General features: G+C 63.3%; 10 protein-coding genes. 6 read left to right on the plus strand and 4 right to left on the minus strand.

Features of this window, described 5'->3' with window-relative positions; genetic code table 11:
- Positions 1 to 41: 41 nt before the first annotated feature.
- The 3 genes from H7A76_RS08335 to H7A76_RS08345 all read right to left on the minus strand — a co-directional run bounded on the left by H7A76_RS08335 (position 42) and on the right by H7A76_RS08345 (position 3,450).
- Positions 42 to 1,220 carry a VWA domain-containing protein gene (locus H7A76_RS08335; protein ID WP_185698058.1) on the minus strand — a complete coding sequence of 393 codons (1,179 nt, stop codon included), beginning with the start codon at positions 1,218 to 1,220 and terminating at the stop codon, positions 42 to 44.
- 164 nt (positions 1,221 to 1,384) lie between these two features.
- Entirely contained in the window at positions 1,385 to 2,230 is an 846-nt protein-coding gene (locus H7A76_RS08340) for an AAA family ATPase (protein ID WP_022642923.1), read from the minus strand.
- Positions 2,231 to 2,373: 143 nt separating this feature from the next.
- Positions 2,374 to 3,450 (minus strand): DUF748 domain-containing protein, encoded by a 1,077-nt coding sequence (locus H7A76_RS08345; RefSeq protein WP_185698059.1) that lies wholly within the window; start codon positions 3,448 to 3,450, stop codon positions 2,374 to 2,376.
- 126 nt (positions 3,451 to 3,576) lie between these two features.
- Between H7A76_RS08345 and cysK the strand changes: the two genes are divergently transcribed.
- From cysK to H7A76_RS08360, 3 genes are all read left to right on the plus strand, one after another.
- Entirely contained in the window at positions 3,577 to 4,551 is a 975-nt protein-coding gene (cysK, locus tag H7A76_RS08350; RefSeq protein ID WP_022642925.1) for a cysteine synthase A, read from the plus strand.
- Between the two features lie 211 nt (positions 4,552 to 4,762).
- Positions 4,763 to 5,701 carry an aspartyl/asparaginyl beta-hydroxylase domain-containing protein gene (locus H7A76_RS08355; protein ID WP_185698060.1) on the plus strand — a complete coding sequence of 313 codons (939 nt, stop codon included), beginning with the start codon at positions 4,763 to 4,765 and terminating at the stop codon, positions 5,699 to 5,701.
- A 350-nt stretch (positions 5,702 to 6,051) separates the two neighbouring features.
- Positions 6,052 to 6,915 (plus strand): DMT family transporter, encoded by an 864-nt coding sequence (locus H7A76_RS08360; protein WP_185698061.1) that lies wholly within the window; start codon positions 6,052 to 6,054, stop codon positions 6,913 to 6,915.
- Positions 6,916 to 6,991: 76 nt separating this feature from the next.
- Here H7A76_RS08360 and H7A76_RS08365 read toward each other — a convergent pair whose 3' ends face one another.
- On the minus strand, positions 6,992 to 7,936 hold the full coding sequence (locus H7A76_RS08365) for a LysR family transcriptional regulator (RefSeq protein WP_185698062.1): 945 nt from the start codon (positions 7,934 to 7,936) through the stop codon (positions 6,992 to 6,994).
- Between the two features lie 252 nt (positions 7,937 to 8,188).
- Between H7A76_RS08365 and H7A76_RS08370 the strand changes: the two genes are divergently transcribed.
- The 3 genes from H7A76_RS08370 to araD1 are packed head-to-tail and all read left to right on the plus strand — an operon-like array spanning position 8,189 to position 11,771.
- Positions 8,189 to 9,514 (plus strand): MFS transporter, encoded by a 1,326-nt coding sequence (locus H7A76_RS08370; protein ID WP_185698063.1) that lies wholly within the window; start codon positions 8,189 to 8,191, stop codon positions 9,512 to 9,514.
- A 32-nt stretch (positions 9,515 to 9,546) separates the two neighbouring features.
- The gene (locus H7A76_RS08375) at positions 9,547 to 10,722 is read left to right on the plus strand and encodes an L-rhamnonate dehydratase (protein WP_185698064.1); all 1,176 of its coding nucleotides are present in this window, start codon (positions 9,547 to 9,549) and stop codon (positions 10,720 to 10,722) included.
- A 53-nt stretch (positions 10,723 to 10,775) separates the two neighbouring features.
- Entirely contained in the window at positions 10,776 to 11,771 is a 996-nt protein-coding gene (gene araD1, locus H7A76_RS08380; protein WP_185698065.1) for an AraD1 family protein, read from the plus strand.
- The last annotated feature ends 26 nt before the right edge of the window (positions 11,772 to 11,797 follow it).

The following is an 11,797-nucleotide window of genomic DNA, read 5'->3' on the forward strand; positions in this document are numbered from 1 at the left end:
CACGAGGCTGCGAAAAGGCCCGCAGGGCCTTGCTTGACGGCCTACTTGGACAGAAAGCGCATGCCTTCTTCCAGGCCGCGCAGGGTCAGCGGATACATCTGGTCCTCGATCAGCTCGCGCACGATGTTGGTGGAGGCGGTGTAGCCCCAGGTGTCCTTCGGGTAGGGGTTGATCCAGATGAGCTTCTTGTACTTCTCCATGAAGCGCTGCATCCACACGTAGCCGGCTTCTTCGTTCCAGTGCTCGACGCTGCCGCCGGCCTGGGTGATTTCATAGGGCGCCATGGCGGCGTCGCCGACGAAGATCACCTTGTAGTCGGCGCCGTACTTGTGCAACAGGTCCTGGGTCGAGGTCCGTTCCGAACCGCGGCGCAGGTTGTTCTTCCACACCGATTCATAGATGAAGTTGTGGAAGTAGTAGTACTCCAGGTGCTTGAACTCGGTCTTGCAGGCCGAGAACAGTTCCTCGCAGATCTTCACGTGGGCATCCATGGAGCCGCCGATGTCGAACAGCAACAGCAGCTTGACGCTGTTGCGCCGTTCCGGACGCATCTGGATGTTCAGCAGGCCGGCATCCCGAGCGGTGTGGTCGATGGTGCCGTCGATATCCAGCTCCTCGGCCGCGCCCTGGCGGGCGAACTTGCGCAGCCGGCGCAGGGCCACCTTGATGTTGCGGGTGCCCAGTTCCACCGAGTCGTCGAGGTTCTTGTATTCGCGCTGGTCCCAGACCTTGACCGCCTTGCCCTGGCGCTTGCCGGCATCGCCGATGCGGATGCCTTCGGGGTTGAAGCCGCCGGAGCCGAAGGGGCTGGTGCCGCCGGTGCCGATCCACTTGTTGCCGCCGGCGTGGCGTTCCTTCTGCTCTTCCAGGCGCTTCTTGAACTCCTCGATCAGCTTGTCCAGGCCGCCCAGGGACTGGATCTGCGCCCGTTCCTCATCGCTGAGCGAGCGCTCGAACTCCTTGCGCAGCCAGTCCTCGGGGATCAGTGCCTGCAGGTGGTCGTCGAGCTTCTCCAGGCCGTTGAAGTAGGCGCCAAAGGCCCGGTCGAACTTGTCGAAGTGGCGCTCGTCCTTCACCAGCAGCGCCCGGGCGAGATAGTAGAACTCGTCCATGTCGGCGAAGGTCACGCGCTGCTTGAGCGCGTTGATCAGGTCCAGCAGCTCGCGCACCGACACCGGTACCTTGGCGGCGCGCATTTCATTGAACAGGTTGAGCAGCATGGTTATCGCTCTCTAATGATCTAGGGATCTGTTCAAAAGCTCGCCGAGCGGCGATCAGGCAAGGCAGAAACAGGTGAGGAGGCGGAGTTTAGCGAGCTAAATGAGCATTCCGAACCGGTTTCTAACGCAGCATGATCGACGCGCAGGCAGCTTCTGGGCAGAGCCTAACGACCGCCGCGTCGGCTCATGAAGGCCAGGCGTTCGAGGAGCTGTACATCCTGCTCGTTCTTCACCAGGGCGCCGGCCAGCGGTGGGATGGCCTTGGTCGGATCGCGTTCGCGCAGCACCGCCTCGCCGATGTTGTCGGCCATCAGCAGCTTGAGCCAGTCCACCAGTTCCGAGGTCGAGGGCTTCTTCTTCAGGCCCGGCACCTTGCGCACGTCGAAGAACACGTCCAGCGCCTCGCTGACCAGGTCCTTCTTGATGTCCGGGTAGTGCACGTCGACGATCTTCTGCAGGGTCGTGCGGTCAGGGAAGGCGATGTAGTGGAAGAAGCAGCGGCGCAGGAAGGCGTCCGGCAGTTCCTTCTCGTTGTTGGAGGTAATGATGATGATCGGCCGCTGCTTGGCCTTGATGGTCTGGTCGATCTCGTAGACGTAGAACTCCATCTTGTCGAGTTCTTGCAGCAGGTCGTTGGGGAACTCGATGTCGGCCTTGTCGATCTCGTCGATCAGCAGGATCACCCGCTCCTCGGACTCGAAGGCTTCCCAGAGCTTGCCCTTCTTCAGGTAGTTGCGGATGTCGTGGACCTTGTCCACGCCCAGTTGCGAATCGCGCAGGCGGCTCACCGCGTCGTACTCGTAGAGCCCTTGGTGGGCCTTGGTGGTGGACTTGATGTGCCAGGTGATCAGCTTGGCACCGAAGGATTCGGCCAGTTGCTCGGCGAGCATGGTCTTGCCGGTGCCGGGTTCGCCCTTGACCAGCAGCGGACGCTCCAGGGTGATGGCGGCGTTGACCGCCAGCTTCAGGTCATCGGTGGCAACGTATGCGCTGGTGCCTTCGAACTTCATCTGCAATTCCTCGAACGGTGACGACGAGCTGCCCGGGGCAGGTCGCTTGAATGGACACGAATGGCGCGACTATAACGCGGCGCTCGCTTGACTGTGAACGCAGACGCCCCATTCAGTCTCTGAATGGAGCGTCACGGGGTGACTCAGTCAGTCGACGGCTTGGGTTGTTCATAGCGGGCATTGAAGGCCTGGACGAAACCGTTGCGCAAAATCTGTAAAAACGCCTGGAATGCGCTGACATCCTGCTGGTGCACGTTGCCGCTGAGCTCGACCCGGGTGGCGAACTGGTTCTTGCGCTGGTTCTTCAGCAGGGTTTCCCCGGCGCCCACCAGGGCTTCCCAGACCGAGCGGAAGATATTCTTGTCGCGGTTCTCGACGTCCTGTTGCCAGTCGAAGACTTCCACGTCCCGCAGCAGCGGCTTGATGTAGCCGTGCAGTTGGCCCTTCTCGGCCTGGGCCTCGATCACCAGGTCGCCGTGCCCGGCCTTGAAGTCGAACTTGCCGTAGGCCGAGGCGAAGTCGTTGAAACGCCTGAGCTCGATATCCCGGGCCCGCAGGCGGAACTCAAACGCCTCGAAGTCGCTCAGGGGATCGAAGGTGGCGTTGGTTTCCAGGGGGGCCTGGCCCAGTAGCAGGGCCTTGCCCTCGAAGCGAGCGTCGCGCTTGCCCTGGGTGTCGACCACGTTGGTCAGGTTGTAGAAGCTGGCATTGACCTGGGTCGCGCCCAGGTTCACCGGTGGATTGGAGCCGAAGTTGCGAAAGTGGAGGGTGCCGTCGTCGATCCGCACTTCATCCAGGGTGATGGGCAAGAGCTTGCCCAGTTGCGCCCGCCAATCAGTGCCTTCACCGGTCTGCGAGGCCTGGCGGTCGGCGCCGCCATCGACGAAGTTCACCTGGGGCTGGACGAACTGCACCCGCGCCACCACCGCATGGTCGTACCACAGCGCATGCCAGCTCACCGCCAGGTCGATCAACGGCGCCTTGACGAAAGGCACCGGCACCTTGCCGCTGACCTTGACGATCTCCAGGCCGTTGATGCGGTAGGCACCGCGCCACAAGGCCAGGTCGACATCGCTGACCCGGCCACGGTAGTCGCCCATGTCCGCGAGCTTGTCGTTGAGGTAGTCACGCACCAGGTAGGGCAGGGCGATATGCAGGCCGGCCAGCAGCACGACCAGGCCCGCCAGAGTCCACAGGGGCCAACGATAGCGACGTTTCATGGGGACAGCCTCCAGTCCTATAAAGGCATTGACTGCCCTGGCTCCAGGTCGTTCGGCGCGACTGGACGCTCAAGGATGCCAGGCATAACCTTGAGGACTTCTTCACTGCTGCATAAGGACCCAGCCATGAGCCGAATTTTTGCTGACAATGCCCATTCCATCGGTAACACGCCCTTGGTGCAGATCAACCGCATCGCCCCGCGCGGGGTGACCATCCTGGCCAAGATCGAAGGGCGTAACCCGGGCTACTCGGTGAAATGCCGCATCGGCGCCAACATGATCTGGGACGCCGAAAGCACGGGCCGGCTCAAGCCGGGCATGACCATCGTCGAGCCCACCTCGGGCAACACCGGGATCGGCCTGGCTTTCGTCGCCGCGGCCCGTGGCTACAAGCTGATGCTGACCATGCCGGCCTCCATGAGCATCGAGCGACGCAAGGTGCTCAAGGCCCTGGGGGCAGAACTGGTGCTCACCGAGCCGGCCAAGGGCATGAAGGGCGCGATCGACAAGGCGGCGGAAATCGTCGCCAGCGACCCGGGCAAGTACTTCATGCCGCAGCAGTTCGACAACCCGGCCAACCCGGCGATCCACGAAAAGACCACCGGCCCCGAGATCTGGAACGACACCGATGGCGCGGTCGATGTACTGGTGGCCGGCGTCGGCACTGGCGGCACCATCAGCGGCGTGTCGCGCTACATCAAGAAGACCCAGGGCAAGCCGATCCTCGCGGTAGCGGTGGAGCCGGCCACTTCGCCGGTGATCAGCCAGAAGCTCGCCGGGCAGGAGATCAAGCCCAGCCCGCACAAGATCCAGGGCATTGGTGCCGGTTTCGTGCCCAAGAACCTGGACCTGGAAATGGTCGACCGGGTGGAGCTGGTGACCGACGAGGAGTCCAAGGCCATGGCCCTGCGCCTGATGCAGGAGGAGGGCATCCTCTGCGGGATTTCCTGCGGCGCGGCGATGGCGGTGGCGGTGCGCCTGGCGGAAACCCCGGAAATGCAAGGCAAGACCATCGTGGTGATCCTGCCGGACTCCGGCGAGCGCTACCTGTCGAGCATGCTGTTCAGCGACCTGTTCACCGAGCAGGAGACCCAGCAGTAACACGGCTGGCCGTCGGCCCATGGACCGATGGCTGATCCATATCAGTCGCTGCTTGTGCGGCTTATGCTACTTAACGCCTTTGTTGCACGACCGTTAACGCTGAATGTTCGGTCGTGCGGGTTTTTCCGGGGTTCAGGAGTGTTTATCATGACCGGCTGCCAGGTCGGGTGATCGCTCCCCCCACCGGTGCCTATTTCCAAGGAGTTGTTGCATGAGCTTTTCCTTTGCCGCCAAGTTCGCGGTGTTGTCGCTGTTCATCGGCAGCATCCTTTTCGTGCATCTGCGCGGTAAGGCGCGCCTGCCGGTACTGCGCCAGTTCGTCAACCATTCGGCGCTGTTCGCCCCCTACAACACGCTGATGTACCTGTTCTCCGGCGTGCCCTCCAAGCCGTACCTGGACCGCAGCAAGTTCCCCGAGCTGGATGTGCTGCGCGACAACTGGGAAACCATTCGCGACGAGGCCATGCACCTGTTCGACGAGGGTTACATCCGCGCCGCCGAGAAGAACAACGACGCCGGTTTCGGCTCCTTCTTCAAGAAGGGCTGGAAGCGCTTCTACCTCAAGTGGTACGACAAGCCGCTGCCCTCGGCCGCGGCCCTGTGCCCCAAGACCGTCGAGCTGGTGAGCGCCATTCCCAACGTCAAGGGCGCGATGTTCGCGCTGTTGCCCGGCGGCAGCCACCTGAACCCGCACCGCGACCCCTTCGCCGGCTCGCTGCGCTATCACCTGGGCCTGTCGACGCCCAACTCCGACGCTTGCCGGATCTTCGTCGACGGCGAGGAATACGCCTGGCGCGACGGTGAGGACGTGATGTTCGACGAGACCTATGTGCATTGGGTGAAGAACGAAACCGAGACCACCCGGGTGATCCTGTTCTGCGACATCGAGCGTCCGTTGAGCAGCGGCCTGATGACTCGCGTCAACCGTTGGGTCAGTGCCCAGCTGGGGCGGGCCACCGCACCGCAGAACCTCGACGACGAGCGGGTTGGCGGCATCAACCAGGCCTATGCCTGGAGCAAGCGTTTCAGCGACAGCTTCAGCGGCGTGGTCAAGCAGTGGAAGCGTCGCAATCCCAAGCTGTACCGCATCCTGCGCCCGGTCCTGGCGGTGGTGGTGCTGGTCATCCTGTGGAAATGGCTGTTCGGATAAATCTTGCAATGAATATCGGGCGCTGGTTATATTCGGCGCTCGATGAGTCAAGCGACTCATTCTTTTCTTCCTTCGAGAACCCTCGGCACATGGCCTTATCCCTCATCAACGCGGTAGTGGTTTCAGCGGTCAACGCTGGCGTCGTGCCGTGCGGGAATCAGCAGCCTGTGCAGATCGGTCAGAACCCCCCACCTGTCAGTAGCACGCCGGTGTACGCAGTCGTATCACCGCCGGGCGTTGGCTTCTCGGGCTGATCAGCAACCGCTGCTGTTTCTCCTGCCCGCCTGAAAAAACACTACTGAACTTCAGCCCTGGCTGAATTGGCTTCTTGCCTGACTACAGGTGGTTTCATGTTGCTCATATCAAAAAAATCCGCTTATGCGGCGGCTTCCACGAGTCTGTTCGTCCTGCTCTGGAGCAGCGGCGCGATCTTCTCCAAATGGGGGCTGGCCCATGCCTCGCCCTTCGCCTTCCTACTGGTGCGCTTCGTCATCGCCCTGGCCGGCCTGGTGCTGCTGGTGCCCGTGCTCAAGCTGCGCTGGCCCAGGGGGCGCCGGGCCATGGGGTTCGCCGTGGCCACGGGCCTGGTGCTGCTGGGCGCCTACCAGATCTTCTACATCCTGGCCCTGGACCTGAAGGTCACCCCCGGGGTGATGGCCACCATCATGGGGGTGCAACCGATCCTTACCGTGGTGCTGATGGAGCGCCAGCGTTCCTGGAGCCGCCTGTTCGGCCTGGGCCTGGGGCTCGCCGGCCTGATCATGGTGGTGTACCAGGGCATCGGCCTGGCAGGCATCTCGATCTCCGGCATGCTCTGCGGCCTGCTGGCCCTGGTGAGCATGACCGCCGGCTCGATCATGCAGAAACGCATCACCGACAACCCCCTGGGCACCCTGCCGGTGCAGTACCTGGCCGGGCTGTTGTTGTGTGCGTTGTTCGTGCCGTTCCAGCCGTTCCACTTCGAATACGACGCAGGTTTCCTGATCCCGGTGCTGTGGATGGGGCTGGTGGTGTCGGTGCTGGCCACCTTGCTGCTGTACCGCCTGATCGCCCAGGGCAACCTGGTGAATGTCACCAGCCTGTTCTACCTGGTGCCGGCGGTGACGGCGCTGATGGACTACCTGATCTTCGGTAATCGCCTGGCGCTGCTGAGCCTGTTCGGCATGGGCCTGATCATCGTCGGGCTGGTGTTCGTGTTCCGCAAGAGCGCCTGATCGAGGTACACCGGCCGGGTGCAGTGCCCGGTCGCAGGCAGTGGCGAGGGAGCTTGCTCCTTCGCCACGCCACCCTTCAGCTGCGCAGGGGGGCCTGCTCCTGGCGTACGGCATCCATGAAGGCCTGCATCGCCGACGACTGGATCCGCTGGCGCCGGGTGATCAAGCCAAAGGGCGGCAGGCGCGCTTCGAACTGGATCGGCAGGACGGCCAGCAGGTGCCGGCCGGGATAGTCCTCGACCACCGAGACCGGGGTGACGCCGATCATGTCTGTCTGCTGGACCAGGGACAGCAGGGTCATGATCGAGGTGGTCTCGACGATGCTGCTGGGAATATCCACCCGGGCGTTGTGGAACACCTGGTTGACGATCGAGCGCATGGGGCTGGGATGCTGCTGCAATACCCAGGTCTGCTCCTGCAATTGCGCCCAGTCCAGTTGCGTGGCTTGGGCCAAGGGGTTGCGGGCTCCGGCGATCACGCACAGGGCTTCTTCACCAAGGCTGTCGAACGACAGTTCCTCGGCCCGCGCTCCGGCTGGAATCCGCCCCAGGACGACATCCAGCTGCTCCTGCAACAAGGCTTGCACCAGGACGTCGCTGGTATCCACCTGGATGCTCATGGACAGCCGTGGATGGCTTTGCTTGAGGGTGGCGATGGTCCGGGTCAGCAGCCCCGAGGCCAGGGCCGGAATGGCCCCGACCGTGACCCGACCCAGGTTGCCCGACTCCAGGGACACCAGTTCCTCACGCATGCCGCTGAGCTCGGCGAAGACCATTCGCGCGTAATAGATCACCGTTTCGCCGAACGGCGTGGCGCGCATTCCCCGTGGCAGCCGCTCGAACAGCTCGACGCCCAGCAAAGTCTCGGCCTCGTGGAGCATCTTGGTTGCCGCGGGCTGGGTCATGCCGATGTGCTCGGCGGCACGGCGCAGCGAGCCGAACTCCTGCAAGGCGAGCACCAGCCGCAGTTGCCGCAGGCGCAGGCGGCTGTGGATCAGATGGGCATCGGGAATCCTGGTCATGGGCGGCTCTTGGTCGGTGGATGGGGCGATCCCAAGCTATCCGATAACCCTAACTGCTAACAAATGCAGATTAGCGATTACCTGGGGTTATCAGCGGATGCCCATAAGTGATTAGCCGGGGCTCGGCCGGCTGGCTACAGTCGCTTCACCCCTTGAGCTGTTGCCAAGCCGCTGTCTTCAAGGGGCGCACAACTACAAAAAGCCGCCTTGTCCCTTGCGCAAGGCACTGACCGGCATTCAAGGAACATCGACATGACTCGTCCAGACTCTGCCCTGGTACTTGCCAGCGCCCTCTCCAAAAGTCGGCTGCGCTTGCTGCCCTTCCTGATCCTGATGTACATCCTGGCCTTCATCGACCGTTCCAATGTCGGTTTCGCCAAGGCCGCGCTGCAGGCGGATACCGGCTTGGGCGATGCTGCCTTCGCGTTCGGCGCGAGCATATTCTTCATCGGTTATGCCTTCTTCGAGGTGCCCAGCAATTTCATGCTGCACCGTCTCGGCGCCCGGGTCTGGCTGTGTCGGATCATGGTCACCTGGGGCCTGGTGTCGGCGGCGATGATGTTCGCCCACGACGCCCAGACCTTCTATGTGCTGCGTTTCCTGCTAGGGGTGGCCGAGGCCGGATTCTTCCCGGGCATCATCCTCTACCTCACTTACTGGTTTCCGGCCCAGAGCCGTGGCCAGGCCCTGGGGTGGTTCTATTTCGGCCTGCCCCTGGCCCTGGTGCTGGGTAGCCCGCTGTCGGGCTGGCTGCTGGAGTTCCACGGCATATTCGGCTTGACCAACTGGCAGTGGCTGTTCGTGGTCGAAGGCTTGATGGCATCGGTAGTGGGAGTCGCGGCCTATTTCTACCTGGTCGACCGCCCGGCCGATGCTCGCTGGCTGGACGCGGCGCAGAAGCAGGCGCTGCAAGCCGCCCTGGCCGAAGAAGATGCGCGTAAGCAGCACAGCAGTCCCCATGGATTCTTCAGCGCCCTGCGCAATCCGCGCGTGCTGCAGTTCTGCCTGGCCTACTTCACCATCCAGATGAGCGTCTATGGAGTGGTGTTCTACCTGCCGACCCGGATTGCCGGTCTGCTGGACGGCCATGTGGGCTTGAGCGTCGGCTTGATCACCGCGATTCCCTGGATCTGTGCGCTGCTGGTCACCCGCCTGGTGACCCGGCATGCCGACCGCAGTGGCCAGCATCGGCGCCTAGCGGTGCTGATGCTGAGCATGGCCGCCATCGGGATCGCCGCTTCGGCCCTGGGCAGCAGCATGGTCGCGGTGGTCCTGGCGTTCTGCTTGGCCGCATCCGGCTTCGTCGCCGTGCAGCCGCTGTTCTGGACCATTCCCACCGGTTATCTCAGCGGCGCCGCGGCGGCGGGAGGAATTGCCCTGGTCAACTCGATCGGCAACCTCGGCGGTTTCGTCGCTCCCAATCTCAAGACCCTGACCGAAGCCCAGTTCGCTGACCCCCGTGCCGGAATGTTCGCCCTGGCCCTGGTGGGCATTCTCGGCGCCATCCTGCTCTCGCGCCTGAGTGCCCGGCCCGTCGAGTGCTCCACCGAGCCACTGGCTCCGGCCCGGCTCGACTGATCATTACCCAAGCCCTGACAAGGACCCCCCGCATGAAAATCAAAGCGATCCGTACCCGTGTCTTCGAATGGAAAGGCAAGGTCGTGCCCCCCAAGGCGCACTTCTGCACCAACGCCTCGGACATCCTGTTCGAGCGCGGCGACGCCATGGGCTCGTTCCGTTTCCACGGTTGGCTGGTGGTGGAAGTGGAAACCGACAACGGCCTGGTGGGCATCGGCAACTGTGCCCTGGCGCCGCGTGTGGCCAAGCAGATCATCGATACCTACCTGGCACCGCTGGCCATCGGCGAGGACCCTTTCGACAACGAATACATCTGGCAGAAAATGTATCGCCAGAGCCATGCCTGGGGGCGCAAGGGCATCGGCATGGCGGCGATCTCGGCGATCGACATCGCCATCTGGGACATCATGGGCAAGGCCGTGGGCAAGCCGGTGTTCAAGCTGCTGGGCGGACGCACCAAGGAGCGGATCTGGACCTATGCCTCCAAGCTCTACGCCAACGACGATCTCGATCTGTTCCTGGAAGAGGCCCAGGGCTACCTCGACCAGGGCTTCAATGCCTTGAAGATGCGCTTCGGCTACGGCCCCAAGGACGGGCCGGCAGGCATGCGCCGCAACATCGAGCAAGTGCGCGCCTTGCGGGAACTGGCGGGGCCGGATGTCGACATCATGCTCGAGTGCTATATGGGCTGGACCCTGGAGTACGCCCGGCGCATGTTGCCCAAGCTGGCCGAATTCGAGCCGCGCTGGCTGGAGGAACCGGTGATCGCCGATGACCTGGAAGGCTACGTCGAGCTGAAGAAGATGGGCATCATGCCGATTTCCGGCGGCGAGCACGAATTCACCTCCTACGGCTTCAAGGAATTGCTGGAGCGGCGTGCCGTCGACGTGATCCAGTACGACACCAACCGCGTCGGTGGCATCACCGCGGCGCGCAAGATCAACGCCCTGGCCGAGGCCTGGTCGGTGCCGGTCATCCCCCATGCCGGCCAGATGCACAACTATCACTTGACCCTGTCCAGCACCGCCTCGCCCATGGCCGAGTTCTTCCCGGTGTTCGATGTCGAGGTCGGCAACGAGCTGTTCTATTACGTGTTCAAGGGCGAGCCGCAGCCGGTGCAAGGCTATATCCAGCTCGACGACCACAAGCCGGGCCTGGGCCTGGAAATCTGCGAAGACCATCTCGGCGAATTCAACATCATCGAATAAGCCTCGGCAGCCGTCCGTGGACGGCTGCCGCCATGACATCCAGGAGGACGGGCATGCGCCTGATTCAGTTTGAGAACGATGCCGGCCAGCGCCAGGTCGGTAGGGTCGAAGGCGACCGGGTCCACGTTTTGCGCGATACCGCCAGCACTCGCGAGCTGGCCCTGGCGGCGATCGACAATGAACGCGGCCTGCTGCAAGAAGCCCAATCCCGTGGCAGCGCCAGCAGCCTCGACTATCCCCGGTTGCTGGAGCAGGGGCGCCTGCTGCCGCCGCTGGACCATCCAGACCCGGCCCACTGCCTGGTCAGTGGTACTGGCCTGACCCACCTGGGCAGTGCCGCCGCCCGGGACAAGATGCACCAGCAGCCGGCCCAGGGCGATGCCGGTGTCACCGACACCATGCGCATCTTCAAGTGGGGCCTGGAAGGGGGCAAGCCGCTGGCCACGGAGGTGGGAGCGCAGCCGGAATGGTTCTACAAGGGCGATGGCAGCATTGTCGTGCGGCCCGGCGGCGACTTTCCGGTGCCGCCCTTCGCCGAGGATGCGGGCGAGGAGCCGGAGTTGACCGGCCTCTACGTGATAGGTGCCGATGGCCGGCCCTATCGCCTGGGTTATGCCCTGGGCAACGAGTTCTCCGACCATGTGATGGAGCGGCGCAACTACCTGTACCTGGCCCATTCCAAGCTGCGCTATTGCGCCTATGGTCCTGAGTTGCGGGTGGGTGCACTGCCGGGCCACTTGGCCGGAACCAGCCGGGTGCTGCGTGACGGCAAGGTGCTCTGGGAACAGGAGTTCCTCAGTGGCGAGGACAACATGTGCCACAGCCTGGCCAACCTCGAATATCACCATTTCAAGTACGCCCAGTTCCTGCGTCCTGGCGATGTCCATGTGCATTACTTCGGCACCGCCACCTTGTCCTTTGCCGACGGCATCCGGACCCGGCCCGGCGACCGCTTCCAGATCAGCCTCGAGGCATTCGGCGCCCCGCTGGAGAACGGCATCGGCGAAGGCCCGCGTCCGGTGGCGGCCGGCCAGGTTCGTGGCTTGTGACTTTCAATTGCCGGCCGTGGCGGCCG

Source organism: Pseudomonas sp. MSSRFD41, assembly GCF_014230245.1.
Classification (GTDB): Bacteria; Pseudomonadota; Gammaproteobacteria; order Pseudomonadales; family Pseudomonadaceae; genus Aquipseudomonas; species Aquipseudomonas piscis.